This window comes from Alloalcanivorax dieselolei B5 (assembly GCF_000300005.1).
Lineage (GTDB): Bacteria > Pseudomonadota > Gammaproteobacteria > Pseudomonadales > Alcanivoracaceae > Alloalcanivorax > Alloalcanivorax dieselolei.
Window position 1 is genome coordinate 805583 of record NC_018691.1, and the last position, 24015, is coordinate 829597.

Here is a 24015-nt window from a genome sequence, read left to right on the forward strand (position 1 = left end):
CGGTGGTCGTGGTACTCAGTTGAACAGCCCCTTGAGCTTGTCACCCAGTTTTTCGTTGAGTTTGTCGCGCTGCTTCTCGATTTCCTCCCGGGCTTTCTGCCCGGCGGCGTTTTTCAGCACTTCCTCGGTGGTGTCGCCTTCGGCGTCGATGCCGAGTTTGTCTTTCAGTTTACCCTTGGCGGCGTTGGTGGCCGCCTGCTGGGCGATCTTGCGGAAACCGTCCCGGTCCGGGCCGCACCATTTGGCCGGACTGCTCTCCAGGCTGCCCTGGCAGCGCAGCGGCCAGGTGGCGTCGCCGAGGTATTTGCCGCCGTCCAGCTCCGGCGACTTCATGCCGATGTGCAGATCAAATTGTTGGGTCAGCACGTTGAACCAGCCGTTACCGGAGAGACTGCCTTTTTCCAGTGTGGCGTCCAGGCTTTCGAGGTAGGCGACCTGCTTGTCCAGGCGGGTTTGGCTGGTCAGGTCGATGATCTTGGTGTCCTCGGAAAGCACCGAGGGCAGCTTGCCGGATTGCTGGTCGGGAATCAGTGCGGTCAGCCCCTTGAGCCCGCCCAGGGTATCGTTGATGCCGCCCACCAGGGTGTTGTACAGATTCAGGCCGCGCACGGTACCGTCGGCCAGTCCCAGGTTCAAGTTGCCCTTGGCGGATTCCACCAGTGCCTTCTGGCTGTTGCCGCTGGCGTTGAAGTCGCCGTCCATGCTGAACAGGCCGGTGGCCAGATCGTCCTTCATGGCCATCTTGGCGATGGGCTGGATCTGCATGCGATTCACCTTGGTGCGCGCGCTGATCCGCGGGGTCTTGCCGGCCACGTTGAGGGTGCCGCTGGCGCTGAAATCCCCGTTCAGGGTCTTGCCGCTGGCCTGGGTCAGCTTCAACACACCATTGGCGGCGGACACGGCAAAGCTCAGATCGCTGGCCTCGATCTGTTCGAAAGTCAGATGGCCAATGCGGAACTTGCCGTCCAGCAGCAACGGACGCAGGCTCTCCACCGGAATCAGTTCGGCCTCGGTGAGGTTGGCGGTACCGCCGCTCTTGCCGGCGTCGCCGCCGGTGGCGGCCGGTTTGTCCTCGGAGGAGGGGCTTTCCGGCGGCAGGTATTGATCCAGCACGATCTTGTCCATGGTCAGATCGAAGACGATCTTGCCGCTTTCCAGGTTCTGCAGCCCGGCACTGCCATTAATGGTGCTGTTATCAAGGGTAAGGGTGAGGGGCTTGGCGATGACGCTGTTGGCTGGGCCGGACAGGGTGGCGCTCATCGCCACTTTGTTGAGGGCGCTGTCGCCGCGGGTCTCGATGGCCGGCTCGCCCAGCGTCTTCAATACCGTGTTGAGGTTGAACGGCTCGGTATCGAGTTTGCCGGCCACGACCATGTCGCCGGTGAGTCCGGTGATCCGCGCTTCGCCGGTGGTGCGCGTGCCGGCGGCCTGCAGCACCAGGTTGGTGAGGTTGGCGCTATCCTCATCCAGGTTCACGTCCAGCGCCTGTTCCAGATGCACATCCACGGGTTGGGCGGTGGCGCCGGCGATATTGGCGTCCAGCATCATCGGATTCAACACGAAGTGGTTGGCATCCAGGTTGGCGGCCAGGGTGGTTTTCAGGTTCAGGTCCACGCGCATGTCGCTCTGGTCCTGATAGCGCAGCGACATCTCCAGCGGGAACGGCTGATCCAGGCTGACATCGCGGGCATTGAAGTTGAAATGCTCGACGCGGATATCGGTGCCGTCGGTGGCGTTGCGATAGCTGATGCGGCCGTTGGTGATATCCACCGAGGGAATGGTCAGGGGAATATCGAGGGTGCTGCCTTCCTCGCCGCCGTCGGCGGTTTGCTGTTCCTCTTCGGTCTGATCCTGGCTGGTGTCGTCCTGGGGACCAATCCTTTCCCAGTTGCCGCCTTGTTGATCTTCGCGCAGATTCACTTCCAGGCCGTCGATCAGCACGCCATCCATTTCCACCTGGCCAAGCAGCAGGGGCCACACGGCGACGCTGACGCTGGCGTTGTCGAGGGCGGCGAACAGCTCTTCCTCATCGGCGATGCGGGCTTCGGTGCGGCCCAGGCTGACGCCCAGGGAGGGCCAGAACTGCCAGGAGAGGTCGCCGGGAATGGAGAGGTCCAGGTTGGCGTTCTTGCGTGCCTGCTCCTCGATCTGTGGCTTGAAATCGTTGGGGTCGATCACCTGGGTGACGACGAAGATCGCCGCGGCCAGCAATACCACGATGGCCACGATTACGATGACAATGATCTTGATTGCACGTCCCATGACGGTGCTCTCCTTGCGCCCGGGCCCTCGGGCCCCGATGATAACGAGTTGGTATAATCGTAACGAAGCTCTGGCCCGTTCGACACCATGATAACGATGATAACCTTTTGAGCCCGGGCCGTGGTGCTTGTGTCGCCGCGGCGTAAAGATCGCGAACTGGCTCTTATGACCATTTGGGGAACGACGATTGGTAAAGTTCCGTAACTTCCTGCTGTTTCTGGGGCTGGCCCTATGTGCCGCGCGGCTTTGGGCGGCGCCGGTGGTGGTGCCGGACGGCCACCAGAGTCAGGTGGCGGTGGCGAAATCCATGGACGTGCTGGTGGATCCGGAGGGGCGGTGGGATTTGCCTCAGGTGCGCGAGGATTTTTCCAGCCGCTTTACCGTCAACACGGCGGAGGAGCCCAATTTCGGTTTTACCAGCAGCGTGATCTGGCTGCGATTCACGCTCGACACCAGCAAAGTGATGAACCAGAGCTGGTATCTGGTGGAGCGTTATCCGATTCTCGACCACATCACGCTGTATGCACCGCGCCCGGATGGCGGTTACGACGAAGTGGCGATGGGGGATACGCTGCCGTTCCACATGCGGATGATGAATCATCGGGCCTTTATTTTCCCCCTGGACACCGACAGACCCGGGCCGCGCACCTTTTATGTGAAAGTCAGCGGCAAAGGGGCGATCAACCTGTCGCCGGTACTCTACAACAGCACCGGGCTGGTGGAATACACCTACCGGGATACCCTGTTGTACGGGGTGTTCTATGGGTGTTTGCTGATCATGGTGATCTACAACGCCCTGTTGGCATTGTCGCTGCGGGAACCGGTGTATCTGTATTTCGTCGCTTTCCTGGTGGGGATGGTGATCTTCATCCTCAACATCAACGGCTTCGGCTTGCAGTTTGTGTGGCCACTGTGGCCCAAGCTCAATGAGTATTACTGGCTCGGCATTTACATCAGTTGTCCGGCACTGGCCATGTACTCCCGCTCTTTCCTGGAATTGCGCGTGCGCTTTCCGCGCTATGACCGGGTATTGCGGCACTACCTGATCGGCGCGTTCGTGCTGCTGGCGGTGCAACTGATGATCGTGCCGCCCTGGTCCTACTATCTGTCCACGGCCCTGGTGGGGGTCACCGTAGTGCTGTTCAGCTGGCTTGGCTGGATGGTTCTGTCCCAGGGGTATCGGGCGGCACGTTTGTACGTGCTGGCCTGGTGGGTCTTCATGCTGCTGGTGTTCATTTTTATCCTCGGTATCGTCGGCTGGCTTCCCTACACCTCGTTCATCACCATCCTGCCGCATCTGGCCACGTTGTGGGTGGTGGTGATGCTGTCACTGGCCCTGGGGGACCGCATTCGTTTCCTGGAACGTGAGCGCAACAGTTTGTTCGAGGAGTCCCGCCGCAACCTGGAACGCCATGTGGCGGAAATGGAGCGCGTGAACCGGGACAAGTCCACCTTCCTGCAATATGTCAGCCACGAATTGAACACCCCGATCAACTGGCTCGGTGCGGCGGATACCCTGAGCGACGATGATGATCGCCGGGATACCTGGAATCTGGTGCGCAAAGGGCAGCAACGTCTGATGGGGATGGTGAGTACGTCGTTGCGTTATTTCGATCTGTCGGATCGGGAGAGCCCCACGCTGATCACCGTGTGCGATCCCTACTGGTTGGTGGAGGCGCTTACCACCAGCCGTTGCGAGTGCCTGGAGCAGAGTGGCCTGAAGGTGCAGAACCGGGTGTCGGAACGGCTGCGGGTGCGTGCCAACGAGAGTGAGCTTCAGGAGGTGCTGGCCATGGCGTTGGATAACGCCATCCGTTTCAGCCCCGCTGGAGAAATCATCGATGTCAGCAGTCAGCGTCTGGACGGGGTGGGCGAAATCCGCATGCGGGATAATGGCCGTGGTGTCGGCACGGATCAGTTGGAGAGTCTGTTCGAGCCGTTCTTCATCATGGGCTCACGCCATCACGAGGATGGGTTCGGCCTGTCTCTGGCGATGGCGCGGGTGATGATCGAGCAGAGCGGCGGGCGGATCTGGGCGGAAAGCGCCGGCGAAGGGCAGGGCTTTACCCTGGTGATCCGCTTGCCGCTGGCGGAATAGGGGGCGTGAAGCCCCCTAGCGCAGTGTCCCCATCGCCTGCCCCATGCGTACCGGGCTTTCGGCGGCCAGGGCGGCATCGAATTCCGCGTGGCCACGGGCGAACAGCACGATGGCGGTGGAGCCGAGCAGGAAGCGGCCCAGTTCCTCGCCCCGTTGCAGCGTGACCGGTTGCCGGTTCCGATAGTCGCTGTGTGTCACGTGGCGAGGCAGCGGCGTGACCTGGCCGGAGAACACCGTCTCGATACCGGCGACGATCATGGCCCCCACCAGGATCACCGCCATCGGCCCCTGTTCGGTATCGAAAACGCACACCAGCCGTTCGTTGCGGGCGAACAGGCCGGGCACCCGTTCGGTGGTGGCCTGATTCACCGAGAACAGCCGGCCCGGCACGTAGCGCGTTTCCCGCAGGGTGCCGGTGGCGGGCATATGCACCCGGTGATAATCCTTTGGTGACAGATAAACGGTGGCGAACTGGCCGCCGAGGAATTCCGTGGCCAGATCGTGGTCGCCGCCGAGCAGTTCGAACAGGCTGTAGTTATGGCCCTTGGCCTGGAAAATCCGGTCGCCTTCAATGGCGCCAAGCTGGCTGACAGTGCCGTCGGCCGGGCAGGCGATGGCATCGGCCTGTTCCGGCAGCGGCCGGGCGCCTTCGCGCAGGGCGCGGGTGAAAAACGCGTTGAAATGGGGGAATCGCCCGGCTTCGGTGATCTCCGCTTCGGACAGATCCACTTGAAAGCGGCGGATGAACAGACCAATGAAGGTGTCCTTCACCCAGGGTGTTTCGCTACGGGCCAGAATACCCACCAATCGCGACAGGGCATGGTGGGGCAGCAGATATTGCAGAGCGACGAACAGACGTTGCCATAAGTCCTTCAAGGGCACCTCGAAATGCGGCTGGTTGTTATTCGGATTTTTCGAACGGGGTATCGGGGTGGTTGCCCCATTCCGCCCAGGAACCGGCATAACCGGCGATATGAGGGAAACCCAGCAGTTTGCCCACCAGCCAGGTGAAGCTGGAGCGATGGTGGGTCTGGCAGTGGGTGATCACTTTGCGGTCGGCGGTGATGCCCAGCTCGGCCAGTTCCTGATGCAGGGTATCCAGATCACGCACTCGCAGGTGGTCGTTCTTGTCCATGGCATCGGTCCACTCATAGTGCACCGCGCCGGGAATGTGGCCGCCTTTCTGGGCGAAGGCACGGATGCCGGCGTACTCCTCCTCGGAGCGGGCATCCCAGATCACCACATCCGGGTTCTGGTATTCGGCCAGCACCGTCTCCAGGTCCACGTTGACGCCGGCCTTGTGCAGGCTGACCTCATAATCGCCGGGCGTGGGGGTATGCGGTTCGCTGCTGGTGGGCAGGTCCGCCGCCAGCCAGGCGTGGATGCCGCCATTGAGGTAGGTGTAGTGGGCATGGCCGATGTAATCCAGGGTCCACAACAGCCGCCCGGCCCAGCCGCCGCCTTCATCGTCATAGGCGACCACCTGGGTGTCCGGGGTCAGCCCCAGCTCGGAGAACAGGTCGGAAAGGGTATCGTCATCGGGCAGCAGGCCGGGGGCCGGCTGAGTGCCTGTCTGCAGGCGTTTGAAATCCAGGTGAACGGCGCCGGGCACATGGGCCTGGGCGTAAACCTGTTCCTTGCTCAGATCAACGATCAGCAGGTTGGCGTCATCAAGATGATTGGCCAGTTCGGCGGGTTCCAGCAACAGGGGCAGGGACATAAGTCAATCAAACGGTCGTGGGTCGGGAATTTGGAGGGTGTGAATAAAATTTCACCGCCTCGTGCATGGAATCATTGTCCAATATCCGCCGGGCTTTATCCAGGTGGGATCCAGGCGGGACAGTCCCGATGGCGGCGGCGCGAATCACTCAGTACCGTGCGCGGGCCTCATCGTCCAGGGTGTCGGCGATCTGGAAGTAGTTGTTCAGGCGCTCGTGTATAAACGCATCGTCCTGGGCGGCTTCCAGCAGAGCGCAGCCCGGTTCATGCCGGTGGGTACAGTTACGGAAGCGGCAATGGCCGGCCCGTTCGGACAACTCCCGATAACCGTGCAGCAACTCCTGCTCATCGATGTGCCAGAGACCGAATTCGCGAATTCCCGGGGAGTCGATCAGGTGGCCGCCTTCGGGAAAATGGAACAAGCGCGCGGTGGTGGTGGTGTGCTGGCCCAGCCCTGACATCTCCGAAATTTCGCCCACGGGCAGTTCCGCTTCCGGCAGGATGGCGTTCACCAGAGAGGATTTGCCAACCCCGGATTGGCCGACGAAGACGCTGGTGGCGTCCGCCAGGGCGGCGCGCAAGGAGGCCAACTGGTGACCGTCGCCATGGGCGGACAGGGTGATGACCTGATAGCCAAGGTGCCGATAAAGCGCGCAGATGTGCTCGGCGTGATCGCGATTGCCATCGTCCAGCAAATCGGTCTTGTTCAGCACCAGCACCGGCTCGATGCCGGACAGTTCCGCCGCCACCAGGTAGCGGTCGAGCAGGGCGCTGGAAGGCGCCGGGCGCGGAGCGAACACCACCAGGAGACGATCCACATTGGCGGCCACGGGCTTCAAGTTGCCGTAATTGTCCGGACGTTTCAGAACCGAGTGGCGCGGCTCCACGGCCGTGACCACGCCGGTGCCTTCGCTGTGCGGCGGATGCCAGAGCACCCGGTCGCCGACCACCAGTTGTTCCAGATTGGCGCGGAAATGGCAGCGGGTCCGGGTACCGTCCCGGGCCTCCACCAATACCTGGCCACCGAAATGGGCGGTCACCGTACCCCACTGTTCCTCGCCGAGGGTGGTGGCCACGGGCTGATCTTTTTCCGCTTTGCGCTGCATGCGATCGCGGCGCTCGGCCTGGATCTTTTCGATGCGCCAGCGTTGTCGCCGGTTGAGATTGCGTTTCGCCATGCGTTCGCGAGGGGTCGGTTAAGGTGGCGCCATTATGGCACGGTTGGGGCTCCGGCTCTGCTACCATGACGTCAAATTCATTACCGCACGGGGCCCGTGAGATGCCATCGAAAGACAACCTGATCTGGATCGACCTGGAAATGACCGGTTTGAGCCCCGAACAGGATCGCATCATTGAAATCGCCACCATCGTCACCGACGCCAATCTGCAGGTGCTGGCGGAGGGACCGGTGCTGGCGGTGCATCAGAGCGACCAGCGTTTGGCGGCCATGGACGAATGGAATACCCGCCACCACGGCAACTCCGGGTTGACCGACCGGGTACGCGCCAGCCGTGTGGACGAGGCGGAAGCGGAGCGGCAGACCCTGCTGTTTCTCGCGCAATACGTGGACGAGAAGATGTCACCGATGTGTGGCAACAGCATCTGCCAGGACCGCCGATTCCTGGCCCGCTACATGCCGACCCTGGAAGCGTTCTTCCACTACCGCAATCTGGATGTCTCCACCTTGAAGGAACTGGCCGCGCGCTGGAAGCCGCAAATCCTGTCCGGCGTCAAAAAAGAGAACAAGCACCTGGCGCTGGACGACATCCGCGAATCGATCGCCGAACTGGCCTACTACCGGGAACATTTCATCCGCGAGTAGCGTCCCTTTGGCGGTGTTCGGACCCTTGCCGCCACCGGGATCGAGAGTCTGTTCAGGCCAGCAGGCGATGCAGGGCCCAGTTCACGTGCTCACGTACCAGTTCGCTGGGATCGTCCCGCCGCGAGCGCAGCGCACCGATGGCCTCCGTGCTGGCCGGGCCATTGCCCAATGCCACCGCCAGATTACGCAACCAGCGCTGATAGCCGGCGCGGCGGATCGGGGAGCCCTCGGTGCAACGCAGAAAAGTGGCTTCGTCCCACAGAAACAGAGTGACCAGATCGCTGTTTTCCAACTGATGCCGTGGCTGGAAGTCGTGTTCGCCGGTGAATTGCGCGAACCGGTTCCAGGGGCACATGAGCTGGCAGTCGTCACAGCCGAAGATGCGGTTGCCGATGCCGGCGCGCAGGGCCTCGGGTATGGAGCCGGGATGCTCGATGGTCAGGTAGGAGATACAGCGACGGGCATCCAACTGGTAGGGAGCGACGATGGCGTCGGTGGGACAGACTGTCATGCAGGCGGAGCATTTGCCGCAGCGGTCTTCCACCGGCTGATCCACTGGCAGTGGCAGATCGGTGTAGATCTCGCCGAGAAAAAACCAACTGCCGGCTTCGCGATTGAGCAGCAGCGTATGCTTGCCCTGCCAGCCCAGTCCGGCTTTGGCGGCCAGCGGCTTTTCCATCACCGGCGCGCTGTCGACAAACGCCCGGGCCAGTTCGCTGTCACTGACTTGTTCGCGGATCCAGCGCGCCAGTGTCGCCAGCCGCTTGCGGACCAGCTTGTGGTAGTCGCGCCCCAGAGCGTAGCGCGACACATAGGCCTTCTCGCCCTGCTTGAGCAGCTTCACCGGCTGGGTGTCCGGTGGCAGATAATTCATGCGCAGGGAGATCACCCGCAGGGTGCCGGGTTCCAGCTCCTGTGGCCTTGAGCGCTTGTGCCCGTGGGCTTCCATCCACTTCATTTCACCGTGGTATCCGGCGTCCAACCAGCGTCTCAGCCTCGTCTCGGCCTCTCCGAGGTCGATATCGGCCACGCCAAGCTGCTGGAAACCCAGCAGCCTGGCCTGTTCGGCCAGTTGTGTTTTGAAATGAGTGAAATCCATGGAGTGATCGAGAACTGTACGTGGTCAACGTATAATGGGCGATGTTCGCGACAGGATAGCAGCGATGACCATGGCACCGTTACCTAATCGACTTTACAGCGCTGCCCAGACCCGGGAGCTGGACCGTCTTGCCATCGAGGGCGGTGTCAGCGGTGCCACTCTGATGGCCCGGGCGGGACAGGCCGCCTTTGACCTGATGCTGCAGCGTTGGCCGGAGGTGCGTGAGCCGGCGATTCTGTGCGGTGCGGGTAACAACGGTGGTGACGGCTATGTGGTGGCGCGCCTGGCCCAGGAAGCCGGGTTGCGGCCCGTGGTCTATCAGTGGCGTCCGCTGGATCAGCTTGGCGGCGACGCTCTGGCCATGGCGGAGGCGGCCCGTGATGCCGGGGTGCCGATGCTGCCATTGAATCTGGACAACCTGCCGCATGCCGCGCCGCTCTTGGTGGATGGCCTGCTGGGAACCGGCATCAGCGGGGTGTTGCGCGAAGACATGCGGGCTTTGCTGCAGGCGCTCGATGCCTTGGGCAAGCCGGTACTGGCTCTGGATGTTCCCTCCGGCTTGTCGGCGGACTCCGGGGCCAGCGCCGGTGCCGTGTTGGGCGCGGATTGCACCATTACCTTCATCGGCGTGAACCGCGGACTGCTCACCGGGGTGGGGCCATGCCACAGCGGCCAGCTGGTGTTCTCCGGCCTCAACGTGGACGAGGCCGTGTACCAGGCCATACCCGACCCGGTTTGGCGGCCTACGCCCTTGGATCTGCGCCGCTGGCTGCCGCGTCGGCGCCGGGACGGCCACAAGGGCCATTACGGTCACGTCCTGGTGATCGGTGGCGATCATGGTTTCGCCGGCGCGCCGTCCATGAGTGCCCAGGCCGCCGCCCGTTGCGGCGCCGGTTTGGTCAGTCTCGCCACCCGCGCCGAAAATCTGACCGCGGTACTGGCCCGGCAGCCGGAAATCATGGTGCGGGCGGTGGAGGACGTGGCCGAGCTGGAGCCGCTGCTGGAACGTGCCACGGTTGTGGCGGTGGGGCCGGGGCTGGGCACTGGCGAGTGGGGGCAAACGTTACTGAAACGGGCACTGATGACGGACCTGCCGCTGGTGCTGGACGCTGATGCCTTGAACTTGCTGGCCGATTGGGGCGTGGACGCCAATGATCACTGGGTATTGACGCCCCATCCCGGTGAGGCCGGACGGCTGTTGGGCAGCGACAGCGCCACTGTGCAACGGGATCGCTTTGCCGCCGTGGAAGCCCTGGCCAGCCGTTACGGCGGTGCCGCCCTGCTCAAGGGGTTGGGTACTCTGGTGCGTGGCGGGGACGGTTGCGCTCTGATCAGCGACGGCAACCCTGGCATGGGCAGTGGCGGCATGGGCGATGTGCTCACCGGCGTCATCGCCGCGTTGCTGGCCCAGGGGGTTCCGCCGTACCAGGCCGCTGCCCTGGGCGCCATGGCGCACGCCCGGGCCGCCGACCGGGCCGCCGCCGAGCACGGCGAGCGCGGGCTGTTGGCCACGGATCTTTTACCGCCGTTACGATGGGAATTGAATGGAAAATAAACCAACCGGATCCCGCTATCTGGCGGACGAGACGGCCACCCTGGCCCTGGGCGCGGAATTGGCCGCCGTGCTCAAATCCGGCCAGTGCGTTTATCTGCTGGGGGACCTGGGGGCGGGCAAGACCACCCTGATGCGCGGGCTGCTGCGGGGGCTGGGTCACCAGGGGGCGGTGAAGAGCCCGACTTATACTCTGGTGGAACCCTATGAACTCAATGGCGTCCATATCTATCATTTTGACTTGTACCGGCTGGCGGATCCCGAGGAGCTGGAATTGATCGGCATCCGGGATTATTTCGACGGCCAAGGGCTGTGTGTGTTGGAATGGCCGCAAAAAGGCGCCGGGGTGATTCCGGCGCCGGATCTCACCGTGACACTGACCGTGCAGCCGCCGGGGCGTAATGCGAATTTGGAGTGGGCATAGCCGAACTATGGGTGTAAATCAGCGTAAGTCCGTCCGGGGAATGATGGCATGGCGTCTGCTCATCAGCATGCTGGGCGGCCTTCTGGCGATGGCGGCACAGGCGGCGGTGAAAGTGGATTCCGTGCGCATGCACCGGGCTCCGGATCATACCCGGGTGGTGTTTGACCTGCCGGATCCGGTGGAGCACAAGGTGGACATCCTCGCCAACCCGGATCGGGTGGTGGTGGATCTGATGGACACCGACTTCAACTTCGACGTGAAAACGCTGGATGCGGGGGACGGGCCGGTCGCCGATATCCGGGTGGGGCAACATGCGGACAAAACCCGCATCGTGTTTGACCTCAAGACGGCGGTGCGGCCGCGTACCAATCTGCTGAAGCCGGTGGCGCCGCACGGCTGGCGGCTGGTGGTGGATTTGTTCGATAAGGAGCCCGCGCCGGCGAAGACCATTCCCAAACCCAAGGCCTCGGCGGAGAAGCCCCGCGAAATGATCGTCGCCGTCGATCCGGGGCACGGTGGCGAGGACCCCGGCGCCAGAGGGCCTCGGGGCACCAAGGAAAAAGTGGTGGTGCTGCAGATCGCCAAGAAGATTTACAACATGATCAACAACGAGCCGGGCATGCGCGCGGTGCTGGTTCGTGATGGTGACTACTATGTGCCGCTGGCGGAGCGCCGCCGCATCGCCCGTGAGGACAATCACGCCGATGTGTTCATCTCGATCCACGCCGACGCCTTCACCGATGCCCGCGCCCGGGGCGCCAGTGTATTCGCGCTGTCCAACAGCGGCGCCACCAGTGCCCGGGCCCGTTATCTGGCCAAGATCGCCAACGAGTCCGACCGCGTCGCCGGGGTCTACGAGGAGGAAAAGGACGACTCCAACCTGCTCAGCGTACTGGCGGACATGCGCATGTCCGGTTCCATGGCGCACAGCCTTTATTTGGGGCGGCAGATCCTGCAGGAATTCAACGGTGTCACCAAGCTGCATGGAGACCGGACCACGGTGGAACAGGCCGGCTTTGCCGTATTGAAGGAGCCGGAAATGGTATCGGTGCTGGTGGAGACCGGGTTTATTTCCAACCGCGAGGAAGAGGGCCTGTTGCGCTCCAGCACCCATCAAGCCCGTATCGCCCGGGCGGTGACCAATGGCGTCAAACGCTATTTCCAGACCCACCCGGCCCCGAACAGCTACTTCGCCGCCCAGCGCCGGCAACAGGGGGATCAGTACCGTATCCAGCCCGGTGATACCCTGTCCGCCATTGCTCGTGCCCATCAGGTGTCCGAGGACGCCTTGCGTACCGCCAACAATCTCAACGGCGACCGTATCGTGGTGGGGCAGTTGCTGACCATTCCGGGCTCCTGATCCCGGAAAGCGGAAATAAAGCAGGGGTCGCGACCCCGGGAGACCATTTTGTCCAAGATTCAACTGCTGGATTCCCGCCTCGCCAACCAGATCGCCGCGGGCGAGGTGGTGGAGCGGCCGGCATCGGTACTCAAGGAACTGTTGGAAAACGCCCTGGATGCCGGTGCCCGGCAGATCACCGTGGACGTGGAGCAGGGCGGCACCAAGCTGATCCGGGTGCGCGACGACGGCGGCGGCATCGAGCGGGACGAACTGCCGTTGGCGCTGTCCCGGCATGCCACCAGCAAGATCCATGTGGCCGAGGACCTGGAAGCCATCGGCACCCTGGGGTTTCGCGGTGAGGCGCTGGCGGCGATCAGTTCGGTGTCGCGGCTGAGCCTGACCAGCAACATCGGTGAGCAGGCGGAAGGTTGGGAAGTGGTGGTGGAAGGCCGCGACATGGCCCCTTCGGTGACGCCGGCGGGGCATCCGCGTGGTACCACCGTGACCATGCGCGATCTGTTCTTCAACACCCCGGCCCGGCGCCGCTTCCTGCGCACCGAGAAAACCGAGTTCAACCATCTGGAGGAAGTGTTCCGGCGCATCGCCCTGAGTGAGTTCCAGACTGGATTCCGGCTCAGCCACAACCAGAAAGTGGTGCATCAGCTGCCCAGTGGCGACAACGAGGCGCTGCGGGCCGCCCGGGTGGCGCGATTGTGCGGCAGTGCTTTCATGGAACAGTCGATGCCGGTGGACGTGTCCCACGCCGGTCTGCGCTTGCATGGCTGGCTCGGGTTGCCGACCTTCTCCCGTTCCCAGTCGGATTTGCAGTACTTCTATGTGAATGGCCGGGTGATCCGCGACAAGGTGGTCAGCCACGCGGTGCGGCAGGCCTATTCCGATGTGCTCTACCATGGCCGCCACCCGGCGTTCGTGCTGTTCCTGGAACTGGATCCGGCCCTGGTGGATGTGAACGTGCATCCCACCAAGCACGAAGTGCGTTTCCGCGAGCAGCGCATGGTCCATGACTTCCTCTATCGGACCCTGCACCGGGCGATCGCCGAGGTGCGCCCGGCGGACCGGCTGGACGTGCCGGAGTTGCCGCAGACGATGCCCTCGTGGTCGGTGCCGACGCAGGGCGCCATGCCGTTGACTCAGGCCCGTGACAGCGGGGCGGGGGTCAGTGGGAATGGGTACCAGGGTGGGGGCGCGGCGCCGGCTTATCGCCCGCCGCCATCGGTTGCCGATGGCGACCGCCAGGCCAGTGCCTACGGTTCGCTGGTGACGCCCCGCCCGGAAGCCGCGCCGATGCCGGCGCCGGAACCGGGGCAGACGCCGCCACTGGGCTACGCGGTGGCGCAGATCCATGGCATTTTCATCATCGCCGAGAATGAGCACGGCATGGTGCTGGTGGACATGCACGCGGCCCATGAGCGCATCACCTATGAGCGGCTCAAGCGGGACTGGGCCGAGGAGAAAGTGCGCGGGCAGCCCTTGCTGGTGCCGGTGTCGATGGCGGTGTCATCACGGGAGGCGGACTTCGCCGAACAGCAGCCGGAAGTGTTCCAACGCCTCGGTTTCGGCGTCGAACGGGCCGGGCCGGAAACCCTGATGGTGCGGGAAGTGCCGGTGTTGCTGCGCAATGCCGACAGCGAGACGCTGGTCCGTGATGTTCTTTCCGATTTGCTCGCCCATGGCAGCAGTGAGCGCATCGAGCAGCATCTGGATGCGCTGTTGTCGTCCATGGCCTGCCACGGCAGCGTGCGCGCCAATCGCAAGCTGACCATCCCGGAAATGAACGCCCTGCTGCGGGACATGGAAGCCACCGAGCGTTCGGGGCAATGCAACCACGGCCGACCAACCTGGACCCAGATGAGTGTCAAGGACCTGGATCGCCTGTTCATGCGGGGGCAGTAATGGACGCTGGACGCCGGCCCGTTGTCTTCCTGATGGGGCCAACCGGGGCCGGTAAAACCGCCCTCGCCATGGATGCCGTAAGCCGGCTTCCGATGGAAATCATCAATGTGGACTCCGCTTTGGTGTATCGGGGGTTGGAAATCGGTGCCGCATGCCCCACTAAGGAAGAGTTGGCGAAGGCGCCCCATCGGTTATTGGGGTTCCGGGATCCGTCGGAGCCCTATTCGGCGGCGGATTTCCGTGCTGACGCGCTGGCCGAGATCGAGGATATCCAGCGGCGTGGCAAAGTGCCGCTGCTGGTCGGCGGCACCATGCTGTATTTCAAGGCCCTGGCGGATGGGCTGGCGCCGATGCCACCGGCGGACCCGGCGGTGCGGGCGGAGATCGCCGCCCTGGCCGAGCGGGAAGGTTGGCCCGCGGTGCACGCGGAGCTGGCCCGGGTCGACCCGGTCAGTGCCGGGCGCCTCAAACCCGGTGATCGGCAGCGGTTGCAGCGGGCGTTGGAGGTGTACCGGCTCACCGGCGAGCCGCTGTCGGCATTCCATGCCCGGCACGAGACCCGCGCGGAAGCGCTGGAACAGGGCTTTTATCGTTTCAGTGGTCTGTCCTCGCCGGTGCTGAGTCTGGCGGTGGCGCCGCCGCGCCAGGAATTGCATCGGCGTATCGAGCAGCGCTTCCACGCCATGTTGCGGGAGGGGTTGTTGGAAGAGGTGGAAAGACTGTTTCATCGCGGCGATTTGCACGAGAATCTGCCGGCGATCAAAGCCGTGGGCTACCGACAGGTATGGGCCTATTTGGACGGCCAATGGGATTACCCGACCATGGTCGAAAAAGGTATCATTGCGACACGCCAACTGGCAAAACGGCAGCTCACCTGGTTGCGAAAATGGCCCGGATTGCAGTGGTACGACAGTACCGGGGAGAACCAGCGCAAGGCGTGCACAGCGCGGCTTGCGCAGGTTTGTAAATCCGTGTTTAGTAGCGGTGAGAATGATCTGGGGTGAAACTTTTTCAAGGTTATGTTGCCGGATGAATCAATGAACGGATTCAGGGCCCGGAGTCAGGGATGGCCGGTCTCGGATGGCCGGTTTTGGACGACCGGGGTATAACATTGAATTGGACACCCGCGGGACGCGGATTCAATGCGCTGATTGCCCGAACCGTTGGGCGCTACTTTTTATATTTGGATGCTGAGGAGAACTGCCATGTCAAAAGGGCATTCGCTACAAGACCCTTTTCTCAATGCGCTGAGAAAGGAACGTATTCCGGTTTCTATCTTTCTGGTTAACGGAATCAAACTGCAGGGGCAAATCGAGTCTTTCGACCAGTACGTGGTACTGCTGAAGAACGCGGTAAGCCAAATGGTGTATAAGCATGCCATTTCCACCGTGGTACCGGCCCGCAATCCGCGTGCGTCCGGCGGTGGCAATCCGGCCATGCAAGGCACCACCGGTGCCGCCGCCGGCGGCCAGGCTGGGGCGGGTGACGAATACGGTAATCAATAGTCGCGTCGCCTGTTCCGGCTTATGCAAAGCCACGCCCTTGCGGCGTGGCTTTGTTTTGTTGACCATCCTGCACGGCGCTGCTGACGTGATGCAGGAAATCACATTCGGTCCGTCGTATTTGTGGCGTTCCCGCGGACTGTGGGTACACTGAGGTCCATGGATTTATTCGAACGTACTGAACAGGTACGCACCGGGGCTGGCGAACGGGCCATTCTGGTGCACATGGACCTGCCCGACGCCTTCGGGCGGGAGGATCTGGAGGAATTCCACCACTTGGTGGTGTCCAGTGGCGTGGTGCCCGTGGCGGAATTGCTGGGCAAGCGCGACCGTCCTGATCCGGCACTGTTCATCGGCAGTGGCAAGAGCGAGGAACTGGCCGAGTTGGTACGCCAGGAAGAGGCCGATGTGGTGCTGTTCAACCACGCGCTCAGCCCGGCCCAGGAGCGCAATCTGGAGCGGGCGGCGAAATGCCGGGTACTTGACCGTACCGGCTTGATCCTGGACATCTTCGCCCAGCGTGCCCGTACCCACGAAGGGCGTTTGCAGGTGGAACTGGCTCAATTGCGGCACCTGGCTTCAAGGCTGGTGCGCGGCTGGACTCACCTGGAGCGGCAGAAAGGCGGTATCGGCCTGCGTGGTCCCGGGGAAACGCAGCTGGAAACGGACCGTCGCCTGATCCGGGATCGTATCCGTGCCATCGAGGCCCGGCTGGAAAAGGTACGCAAGCAGCGAGAGCAGGGACGCCGGGCCCGTGACCGTTCGGAGACGCCGTTGATCTCCCTGGTGGGCTACACCAACGCCGGCAAGTCCACCCTGTTCAATGCGCTGACCACCGGCGAGGTTTATGTTGCGGACCAGTTGTTCGCCACCCTGGACCCGACTCTGCGCAAGGTGCGGGTGCCAGGAGTGGGGCCGGCGATTCTGGCGGATACCGTGGGTTTCATCCGCCATTTGCCTCACCGTCTGGTGGAGGCCTTCCGGGCCACCCTGGAGGAAACCGTCAATGCTTCGTTACTGCTCCATATCACGGATTGCAGTGCCGAAGAGCGCGACGATAACGTGGCGTCGGTGAATGAAGTGCTGGAAGAGATCGGCGCCGATCAGGTGCCGGTGTTGCATGTTTACAACAAGGTGGATCGTTTCGGTGATACGCCCCGGCTGGACCGGGACGAACAGGGGCGGCCGTGGAGAGTGTGGCTGTCAGCCCGGGAGCAGCAAGGGTTTGATCTGTTGTACCAGGCGATTGCCGAACGGCTGGCCGAACACTGGGTGGACCGGTGGCTGCGTTTGCCGCCGGAGGCCGGGCGCTTGAGAGCGCGTTTACATGAGGCGGGCGAGGTGCTGGCGGAGGAAGCCGGCACCGACGGCGCCATGTTGCTGAGGGTGCATCTGAACCGGGTGCACTTTGAACGCCTGCTGCGAGAAGCGGGTCTCAGCGAAAAGGATGTATTGGTGCCGGCGCCTCAGGTTGCAGAGGGCTCGGCCCATTCCTACAATCCAGAACGCTCGCACAAAGCGGGATAACGGAGAAATCAATGGCCTGGAATGAACCTGGCGGCAATAAACCCAGGGATCCCTGGGGTGGGGGCGGTGGCGGAGATCAACGTCCACCCGATCTTGATGAAGCGCTGAAGAACCTGAAGGATCGCATCAACGATCTGTTCGGGGGTAAAGGTGGCGGCGGCGGTGGCGGCAAGCGAGGCGCCGGCGTACCGAAAGGACTGCTGATCATCGTCGCTCTGGTGCTGGTGGTCGGCTATGTGATGATGGGCTTTTACCAGGTGGACCAGCGGGAGCAGGGCGTGGTGCTGCGCTTCGGCAAGTTCAACCGCATGGTGGAGCCGGGCCTGAACTGGCGAGCGCCGGTGATCGAACAGGCGATGAAAGTGGATGTGGGCCAGAACCGCAGCTACGAGCTGAGCGAAGAAATGCTCACCCGCGATACCAATATCGTCTCCGTGACACTGGGAGTGCAGTACAAGGTGCTGGATCCCCAGGCGTTTCTGCTGCGGGTGGCCGCTCCGGAAGCCATTCTTGAACACGCCACCAGCTCCGCGCTGCGCCATGTGGTGGGCAGTTCCACCATGGATGACGTACTGCGTGACCAGCGTGAGGATATTCGCCTGGAGGTGCGCAAGCGGCTGCAGGAATACCTGGACCGCTATAACACCGGCCTGGTGATCAACCAGGTGGTGCTGGACCGTACCGCGGCACCGGATGCCGTGCGTGACGCCTTTGACGACGTGGCCAAGGCCCGTGAGGATGAGGACCGCTTCAAGAAGGAAGCGGAGGCGTACTACAACGCGATCATTCCACAGGCGCGTGGTAAGGCCGCGCGGATCACCGAGGAAGCCAAGGCCTACAAAGCCAAGGTGGTGGCGGAAGCCCAGGGTAACGCCGCGCGCTTCGAGGATCTGGTCACTGAATATGAGAAGGCGCCGTCCATCACCCGGCACCGTTTATACCTGGACACCATCACGGAAGTCCTGGGTGCATCCAGCAAGGTTCTGGTTGATGTGAAAAATGGCAATAACCTGATGTATCTGCCTCTGGATCAGCTGATGAAGCCAAGGGAAACCGCGAAAGGGGTCGAGAGTGGCTCCGGCGGGTCTTCCAGCAGCACATCGCGCACCACCAATGCGGGCGCCGATGACGGCGGAAGCAGCGGGGGCCAGACGCCACGCAGCCTGTATAACACCAACCGCACGGAGATTCGCTGATGGGTACACGAGGTTGGCTGATGCTGGTGGCGGCGGGCGTACTATTGCTGCTGGCATTCGATTCATTCTATATCGTCAATGAAACCGAGAAGGCGGTGCTCAAGCGCTTCAGCCGGATCGAAAGTACTGACATCAAACCCGGGCTGTATCCGAAGGTACCGCTGATCGACGAAGTGGTTCGCGTGGATGGCCGTCTGCTGACCCATGACGTGCCCACTCAGGCGTTTCTCACCGGCGAGAAGAAGCTGCTCAACGTGGATGCCTTCGTGACCTGGCGTATTGCCGATGTCCAGCGCTATATCGTCAGTGTCGGCGCGGGCTCCAACAACAGCATGGTGATGGAGCGCCGCGCCCGGGAACTGCTCGATCCGCGTGTCAACGAGGCGCTGCGGAACCAGTTCGCCGCCCGCACGGTGCAGGAAGTGGTGGCGGGTCGAGGTGGTGAGCTGCCTGATGAGGCGCTGGATCCGTCCGCGGTGAGCACCGGTGAGGCCCTCGACAAAAGCGAGGAGCAGCTGGCGTCCGAAGAAGACGAGGAATTCCGCAAGAAAGTGCAGGAGAAAGGGGCCACCCAGGCGTTGCTGGAAGACAAGAACGACCAGCGTGAGAAGCTGATGAACTCGGTGGCCGAGGAAGTGAACGCCGCCACTCTCCAGGACTTGGGGATCGAAGTGGTGGATGTTCGCGTGAAGCAGGTGGATTGGCCCGATGAAGTGCGTGGCCGGGTGTTCGACCGGATGCGTGCCGAGCGGGCCCGGGATGCCTCCGAGCATCGCTCCGAGGGGCGCGAGGAAGCGGAGCGGATCCGTGCCGCGGCCGATCGCGAGGAAACCGAAACCGTGGCGCGGGCCTACGAAGAGGCACAGAAAGTCCGGGGTGAAGGGGATGCCCTGGCCACCGGAATTTACGCCCGGGCCTACTCCCGCGATGAAGAGTTCTTCCGCTTCTACCGCAGCCTGCAGGCTTATCGGGAAAGCTTCAAATCACCCAATGACATTCTGCTGCTGGAACCGGATAGCGACTTCTTCAGGTATCTGAAGGACTCCGAGGGCGGCCGTTAGTCGTCGGCCCTTGGTCCATGGTAGAATGCCGTAACCGGGTGCCTGGCACCCGGTTTTTTTGTGAACAGGCTCCGGATGGACTGGATTCTGCTGATCAAGGCGTTGTGTCTGGTGCTGGTGATCGAGGGGTTGCCCCTGGCACTGGCTCCGGAGCGCATGCGCCGCGCCGCCCTCGAACTGGCCCGTCTGGATGGCCGGATACTGCGCGTCTGTGGCCTGCTGGCCATGGCAGTGGGCGCGGGTATCCTGCTGCTCCTGCGGCCGGGCATGTGACTTTGAGAGCATGACAATGAATCAGGAAGAACAGTGGTTGCTCCCCGATGGCGTGGAAGAGGTCCTTCCCGAACGCGCCAGGGCCATCGAGCACCTGCGGCGCCGGGCGCTGGACCTGTACCAGTCCTGGGGTTACGAGCTGGTATTTCCGCCGCTCATCGAATTCCTGGAATCCCTGCTCAACGGCGCCGGCCGTGACCTGGAGCGGGAAACCTTCAAAATTACCGATCAACTCAGCGGCCGTCTGATGGGCGTGCGCGCGGATATGACGCCCCAGGTGGCGCGCATGGACGCCCATAGTCTGCGTCACCGCGCACCGACGCGGCTGTGTTACTGCTCCACCGCGTTGCGTGCCCGCCCGGCCCAGGCCGGCGGCAGCCGCGTGCCATACCAACTGGGCGTGGAGTTGTTCGGCCATGATGGCGCCGAAAGCGATCTGGAAGTCATTCTGCTGATGCTGGAAACCATGGCTCTGGCCGGAATCCAGGATCAGGTGGTGCTGGACCTGGGCCACGTCGGCATTTTCCGCTCCCTGGTGGCGGCCTGTGATCTGACCGCCGCCGACCAGGCTCGTCTGGAAGACATCTACCTGCGTAAGGCGCGTACGGAACTGAATGCGTTTCTGGCCGAGCGGACGCTGCCGGCGGCGGCCAGCCGGGCGTTGGCGGAACTGCCTTTCCTGGACGGCGACAGCGCGGTGTTCGAGCAGGCCCGGGCGTTGCTGGCGGGTTTTCCGGAGGCGTTGGCGGCCCTGGCTGCCCTTGAGGCGCTGGCTGACGCGCTGGCTGGCTGTCCGGCCCGGTTACACCTGGATCTCGGGGAATTGCGCGGCTATCACTACCATACCGGTGTGGTGCTCGCCGCTTATTTGCCCGGTGACAGCGAACCGCTGGCCAAGGGCGGCCGCTATGATCATATCGGTGAAGTGTTTGGCCGGGCCCGTCCGGCCACCGGCTTCAGTGCCGACCTGAAGAAATTGGCGGCTTTGGCCGCCATGCCTCGGGAGGGTGGTGTACTCGCCCGGGGCGAGCTGTCCGACGCTACCTTCGCCGCTGAAGTGGCGGCATTGCGCGCGGACGGCGAACGTGTGGTGCTGGCTCTGCCCGGCGCCGATAACGACCCCGACGAACTGGGGTGTGACCGGCAACTGGTGGCCGCCGACAATGGCTGGACCATTCAACCCATTTCCTCCTGAACAGCGAAGCAGCGATAGCCATGGGCAAGAACGTCGTAATTCTCGGTACCCAATGGGGTGATGAAGGCAAGGGCAAGATCGTCGATCTGCTCACCGATCAGGTGGCCTATGTGGCCCGTTTCCAAGGCGGGCATAATGCCGGCCATACCCTGGTGATCGATGGCAAGAAGACCGTGCTGCATCTGATTCCGTCCGGCATTCTCCGCGATGGCGTGCAATGCATGATCGGCAACGGCGTGGTGCTGGCGCCGGACGCTTTGCTCGAGGAAATGCGGGGGTTGGAGGAGCAGGGCGTGCCGGTGCGTGAGCGTCTGCGCTTGTCTTCCGCCTGCCCGCTGATCCTGCCGGTGCACGTGGCCCTGGATCAGGCCCGCGAAGTGGCGCGCGGTGCCCAGAAGATCGGCACCACCGGTCGCGGCATCGGCCCGGCTTACGAAGACAAAGTGGCGCGCCGTGGCGTGCGTCTCGGCGATCTGTTCCACCGTGAACGGTTCGCCGCCAAGCTGGGTGAAGTGATGGATTACCATAACTTCATCCTGCGCAGCTTCTACAACGCCGAGCCGGTGGATTTCCAGAAGACGCTGGACGATCTGCTGGCCATGGCCGAAGAGCTGCGCCCGATGGTCTGCGATGTCACCGCGGAACTGCACAAAGCGCGCGAGCGTGGTGAAAATATCATGTTCGAAGGCGCCCAGGGCACGCTGCTGGATATCGACCACGGCACCTACCCCTACGTGACCAGTTCCAATACCACCGCTGGCGGTGCCGCCACCGGTTCCGGCTTCGGCCCGCTGTATCTTGATTACGTGTTGGGGATTACCAAGGCCTATACCACCCGGGTAGGTGGCGGCCCCTTCCCCACCGAGCTGTTCGACGAGACCGGCCGCTATCTGGCGGAAAAAGGCCACGAGTTCGGTGCCACCACCGGTCGGGCCCGGCGTTGCGGCTGGTTTGACGCCATCGCTTTGAAGCGGGCTATTCAGATCAACTCGATCAGTGGTCTGTGTCTGACCAAGCTGGATGTGCTGGATGGCCTGGAAGAAGTGCGTATCTGCGTGGGTTATAAAAACGCCGCCGGTGACAAACTGGAATGCGCCTGGGACGCGGACAGTTACGCCGAAGTGACGCCGATGTACGAATCCCTGCCGGGCTGGAAGGAATCGACCCTGGGAGTGAAGAAGCTTGAGGACCTGCCGGAAAACGCGAAGGCCTACCTCAAACGCATCGAGGAAGTGACCGGCGCGCCCATCGACATTATTTCCACCGGACCGGACCGGGTGGAAACCATCATCAAGCGTAATCCGTTCTCCTGAGTTTCGCTTCCGCTGACAAAAGGGCCGGCAATAGCCGGCTTTTTTTATGTGACTGACCCGTCCTGAATAGAGCTGACACTCAGTTCGTGCCAGCGGACCAGTCAAGACGGATTTCATAGCCGTCGATGCGTTTTTCCGGTTTCAGAGGTGCGATGTCGTCCGGGTTGATATGACGGAACACGTTCTTCGCTGGCGCCAGGGTGGCGTCGCGGCCATACAGGAAGCTCTGTTCCTCGACGATCAACTTGTAGGCCTTGTTCAATGACAGAGCGCGATCCCGGCTCGGCGTGATCAGTTCGTAGACATCGGCCTTGGCGATCTTTTCCAGATCGACACTGCCATCCTCGTTGAACCAGCGTGTTTGCATCTCGCCATTCTCACGGAACTCGTTACCGCCGCCGACCAGGCCGAGGTACTGGGCGATCTCGCCCAGGGGCTGATTCAGTGCCGGCGCATCCGGCATGCCTTTCAGATCGATGTAGCCCCAGCCCTCGGCGCCGGTGACTTTGCGCGGGAAGGCGAAAGTCTGGTCGATGGTAGTACCAACGGTGGTATGGCAGCCCATGCAGAAACGCTGCTCCTGGTTGCTCTGCGGGCGCAGGGTGCCGTCCGCCTTTTCGATAAAGCCCAGCACCATCCAGCCAAAGCCGTTGTCCATGCCACGATCACCGTGATTGGCGTAGGTGGGCAGATTGCCTTCCATCTTTTCCTGGTGCTCGTTGGCGAACAGCGAGCGCAGGTGATTGGTGTCGTAGAAGCGGATCTTGTTCATGTAGCGCACTTCCTTCATGCGCTTGGGCACGCCGATGGTGCCGTCCTCGTCCACACCCACATAGCGCACCGTGTGCAGGAACTCAATGCCCTGCGGATAGAGCATGTCCACCACCGGCACGTCCGCCGCTCCTCCCAGGTAGTGATCGCGGCGCAGCAGGGTGGCGGCGGTGGCGAGCCGGCCGTCGCCGTCCAGGTCGGCGCACACCGCCTGTTCGTCCAGGGGCGGGGTGTCGATGCGGTCCAGTTCCTTGATCGCCATTTCCATCAGCGACAGATTGGCGAGATAGACGTCGCGGGACTCACCGGCCTGGCAGGTGCTGGTGCGGAATTTCTCCGGCAGTCGCACCATGACGTCGTCGGTGCTGCCGTTGGTGGGCCAGAAGGTGCTGGGCAGCGGCTTGTAATTGAACGCCACCCAGTTGCTGCCGTCCTTGGCGAAGCCGAGATCATCGAAAGCAGCGGAACCGTTTGCCAGGTTCTCGATGTAGGGCACCGGACCGCTCCAGTCATTGGAGTCGGCGAGACTCTTCATGTAATCGCTGTAGTTGTCCTGGTTGATGTAGTCCAGGATCGCCTGGTCGTCCATTTTGGCCACCGCTTCGCGGCGGTCGACGAACAGGTTGAGCCAGTGGTTGGTTTCCCCCAGCTCGGAGAAATCGTAACTCCCTTGCAGGTAGCCGTCGCCCATGGTGTTGGGGCGGGCCCGGTCGGGGTAGGTCTGGTGACAGGTGTAGCAGGGATTGAACTGGCCCTCGGTGCGCGTATAGCACTGCGGCGGAATCGGTGCCTCCTGGTTGTAGATGGTTGACAGGTCCGGCGGCAGCTTCCGCTCCAGGGCGGCGGCAGGCACCGTGTCGCCGATCTCCGTGTTGCTGTTGTTCTGGTCGCAGCCGACGAGAGCGAGGCCGGCCATAGCGATTCCGGTCGCGTAAAGTAGTGCTT

20 protein-coding genes are annotated in these 24015 nt (G+C 62.7%); 14 read left to right on the top strand and 6 right to left on the bottom strand.

Annotated elements, in window-relative coordinates:
* Window positions 1-15: 15 nt before the first annotated feature.
* Window positions 16-2262, bottom strand: a complete 2247-nt coding sequence (locus B5T_RS03735) for an AsmA family protein (protein ID WP_014993127.1) — start codon at window positions 2260-2262, stop codon at window positions 16-18.
* Between the two features lie 187 nt (window positions 2263-2449).
* Here B5T_RS03735 and B5T_RS03740 point away from each other — a divergent pair, with 187 nt between their 5' ends.
* Entirely contained in the window at window positions 2450-4360 is a 1911-nt protein-coding gene (locus tag B5T_RS03740; RefSeq protein ID WP_014993128.1) for a sensor histidine kinase, read from the top strand.
* Between the two features lie 15 nt (window positions 4361-4375).
* Here the strand turns inward: B5T_RS03740 and asd are convergent, their stop codons facing one another.
* The 3 genes from asd to rsgA all read right to left on the bottom strand — a co-directional run bounded on the left by asd (window position 4376) and on the right by rsgA (window position 7257).
* Window positions 4376-5236, bottom strand: coding sequence for an archaetidylserine decarboxylase (gene asd / locus B5T_RS03745; RefSeq protein ID WP_014993129.1), 861 nt, complete (start codon window positions 5234-5236; stop codon window positions 4376-4378).
* A 25-nt stretch (window positions 5237-5261) separates the two neighbouring features.
* On the bottom strand, window positions 5262-6080 hold the full coding sequence (locus tag B5T_RS03750; RefSeq protein ID WP_014993130.1) for a sulfurtransferase: 819 nt from the start codon (window positions 6078-6080) through the stop codon (window positions 5262-5264).
* A 148-nt stretch (window positions 6081-6228) separates the two neighbouring features.
* Window positions 6229-7257: a small ribosomal subunit biogenesis GTPase RsgA gene (gene rsgA, locus B5T_RS03755; RefSeq protein ID WP_014993131.1), complete on the bottom strand. Its 1029-nt coding sequence runs from the start codon at window positions 7255-7257 to the stop codon at window positions 6229-6231.
* A gap of 101 nt (window positions 7258-7358) precedes the next feature.
* On the opposite strand from rsgA, the gene orn reads away from it, so the two are divergent.
* Window positions 7359-7901: an oligoribonuclease gene (gene orn, locus B5T_RS03760; RefSeq protein WP_014993132.1), complete on the top strand. Its 543-nt coding sequence runs from the start codon at window positions 7359-7361 to the stop codon at window positions 7899-7901.
* A 52-nt stretch (window positions 7902-7953) separates the two neighbouring features.
* On the opposite strand, the gene queG is transcribed toward orn, so the two are convergent.
* Window positions 7954-9000, bottom strand: a complete 1047-nt coding sequence (queG, locus tag B5T_RS03765; protein WP_014993133.1) for a tRNA epoxyqueuosine(34) reductase QueG — start codon at window positions 8998-9000, stop codon at window positions 7954-7956.
* Between the two features lie 64 nt (window positions 9001-9064).
* Between queG and B5T_RS03770 the strand changes: the two genes are divergently transcribed.
* The 12 genes from B5T_RS03770 (at window position 9065) to B5T_RS03825 (ending at window position 22299) form a co-directional block, all read left to right on the top strand.
* The gene (locus tag B5T_RS03770) at window positions 9065-10555 is read left to right on the top strand and encodes a bifunctional ADP-dependent NAD(P)H-hydrate dehydratase/NAD(P)H-hydrate epimerase (protein ID WP_014993134.1); all 1491 of its coding nucleotides are present in this window, start codon (window positions 9065-9067) and stop codon (window positions 10553-10555) included.
* Window positions 10545-10976, top strand: coding sequence for a tRNA (adenosine(37)-N6)-threonylcarbamoyltransferase complex ATPase subunit type 1 TsaE (gene tsaE, locus B5T_RS03775; protein WP_014993135.1), 432 nt, complete (start codon window positions 10545-10547; stop codon window positions 10974-10976). The genes B5T_RS03770 and tsaE overlap by 11 nt, the downstream gene beginning before the upstream one ends.
* A 43-nt stretch (window positions 10977-11019) precedes the next feature.
* Window positions 11020-12336, top strand: a complete 1317-nt coding sequence (locus B5T_RS03780) for an N-acetylmuramoyl-L-alanine amidase (protein ID WP_041717291.1) — start codon at window positions 11020-11022, stop codon at window positions 12334-12336.
* Between the two features lie 48 nt (window positions 12337-12384).
* Window positions 12385-14232 carry a DNA mismatch repair endonuclease MutL gene (gene mutL, locus B5T_RS03785; protein ID WP_014993137.1) on the top strand — a complete coding sequence of 616 codons (1848 nt, stop codon included), beginning with the start codon at window positions 12385-12387 and terminating at the stop codon, window positions 14230-14232.
* Complete coding sequence (gene miaA, locus B5T_RS03790) at window positions 14232-15236, top strand: tRNA (adenosine(37)-N6)-dimethylallyltransferase MiaA (RefSeq protein ID WP_041716811.1); 1005 nt, start codon at window positions 14232-14234, stop codon at window positions 15234-15236. The genes mutL and miaA overlap by 1 nt, the downstream gene beginning before the upstream one ends.
* A 201-nt stretch (window positions 15237-15437) precedes the next feature.
* Window positions 15438-15737 (top strand): RNA chaperone Hfq, encoded by a 300-nt coding sequence (hfq, locus tag B5T_RS03795; RefSeq protein WP_014993139.1) that lies wholly within the window; start codon window positions 15438-15440, stop codon window positions 15735-15737.
* 156 nt (window positions 15738-15893) lie between these two features.
* Window positions 15894-17261 carry a ribosome rescue GTPase HflX gene (gene hflX, locus B5T_RS03800; RefSeq protein WP_014993140.1) on the top strand — a complete coding sequence of 456 codons (1368 nt, stop codon included), beginning with the start codon at window positions 15894-15896 and terminating at the stop codon, window positions 17259-17261.
* An 11-nt stretch (window positions 17262-17272) separates the two neighbouring features.
* The gene (gene hflK, locus B5T_RS03805) at window positions 17273-18457 is read left to right on the top strand and encodes an FtsH protease activity modulator HflK (protein WP_014993141.1); all 1185 of its coding nucleotides are present in this window, start codon (window positions 17273-17275) and stop codon (window positions 18455-18457) included.
* Complete coding sequence (gene hflC / locus B5T_RS03810) at window positions 18457-19518, top strand: protease modulator HflC (RefSeq protein ID WP_014993142.1); 1062 nt, start codon at window positions 18457-18459, stop codon at window positions 19516-19518. Before hflK ends, hflC begins: the two co-directional genes overlap by 1 nt.
* Before the next feature lie 75 nt (window positions 19519-19593).
* Entirely contained in the window at window positions 19594-19791 is a 198-nt protein-coding gene (locus B5T_RS03815; protein WP_014993143.1) for a DUF2065 domain-containing protein, read from the top strand.
* A gap of 16 nt (window positions 19792-19807) precedes the next feature.
* Complete coding sequence (locus B5T_RS03820) at window positions 19808-20986, top strand: ATP phosphoribosyltransferase regulatory subunit (protein ID WP_041716814.1); 1179 nt, start codon at window positions 19808-19810, stop codon at window positions 20984-20986.
* Between the two features lie 20 nt (window positions 20987-21006).
* Complete coding sequence (locus tag B5T_RS03825; RefSeq protein WP_014993145.1) at window positions 21007-22299, top strand: adenylosuccinate synthase; 1293 nt, start codon at window positions 21007-21009, stop codon at window positions 22297-22299.
* A 79-nt stretch (window positions 22300-22378) separates the two neighbouring features.
* On the opposite strand, the gene B5T_RS03830 is transcribed toward B5T_RS03825, so the two are convergent.
* Window positions 22379-23986 (bottom strand): hypothetical protein, encoded by a 1608-nt coding sequence (locus B5T_RS03830; RefSeq protein ID WP_014993146.1) that lies wholly within the window; start codon window positions 23984-23986, stop codon window positions 22379-22381.
* Window positions 23987-24015: the final 29 nt, after the last annotated feature.

Excerpts from the sequence above, each read along its gene's own strand:
- B5T_RS03735 (WP_014993127.1), bottom strand. The coding sequence starts at position 2,262 with ATGGGACGTGCAATCAAGATCATTGTCATCGTAATCGTGGCCATCGTG.
- B5T_RS03750 (WP_014993130.1), bottom strand. The coding sequence starts at position 6,080 with ATGTCCCTGCCCCTGTTGCTGGAACCCGCCGAACTGGCCAATCATCTT.
- rsgA (WP_014993131.1), bottom strand. The coding sequence starts at position 7,257 with ATGGCGAAACGCAATCTCAACCGGCGACAACGCTGGCGCATCGAAAAG.
- orn (WP_014993132.1), top strand. The coding sequence starts at position 7,359 with ATGCCATCGAAAGACAACCTGATCTGGATCGACCTGGAAATGACCGGT.
- queG (WP_014993133.1), bottom strand. The coding sequence starts at position 9,000 with ATGGATTTCACTCATTTCAAAACACAACTGGCCGAACAGGCCAGGCTG.
- B5T_RS03770 (WP_014993134.1), top strand. The coding sequence starts at position 9,065 with ATGACCATGGCACCGTTACCTAATCGACTTTACAGCGCTGCCCAGACC.
- tsaE (WP_014993135.1), top strand. The coding sequence starts at position 10,545 with ATGGAAAATAAACCAACCGGATCCCGCTATCTGGCGGACGAGACGGCC.
- B5T_RS03780 (WP_041717291.1), top strand. The coding sequence starts at position 11,020 with ATGGCATGGCGTCTGCTCATCAGCATGCTGGGCGGCCTTCTGGCGATG.
- miaA (WP_041716811.1), top strand. The coding sequence starts at position 14,232 with ATGGACGCTGGACGCCGGCCCGTTGTCTTCCTGATGGGGCCAACCGGG.
- hfq (WP_014993139.1), top strand. The coding sequence starts at position 15,438 with ATGTCAAAAGGGCATTCGCTACAAGACCCTTTTCTCAATGCGCTGAGA.
- hflX (WP_014993140.1), top strand. The coding sequence starts at position 15,894 with ATGGATTTATTCGAACGTACTGAACAGGTACGCACCGGGGCTGGCGAA.
- hflK (WP_014993141.1), top strand. The coding sequence starts at position 17,273 with ATGGCCTGGAATGAACCTGGCGGCAATAAACCCAGGGATCCCTGGGGT.
- hflC (WP_014993142.1), top strand. The coding sequence starts at position 18,457 with ATGGGTACACGAGGTTGGCTGATGCTGGTGGCGGCGGGCGTACTATTG.
- B5T_RS03815 (WP_014993143.1), top strand. The coding sequence starts at position 19,594 with ATGGACTGGATTCTGCTGATCAAGGCGTTGTGTCTGGTGCTGGTGATC.
- B5T_RS03820 (WP_041716814.1), top strand. The coding sequence starts at position 19,808 with ATGAATCAGGAAGAACAGTGGTTGCTCCCCGATGGCGTGGAAGAGGTC.
- B5T_RS03825 (WP_014993145.1), top strand. The coding sequence starts at position 21,007 with ATGGGCAAGAACGTCGTAATTCTCGGTACCCAATGGGGTGATGAAGGC.
- B5T_RS03830 (WP_014993146.1), bottom strand. The coding sequence starts at position 23,986 with ATGGCCGGCCTCGCTCTCGTCGGCTGCGACCAGAACAACAGCAACACG.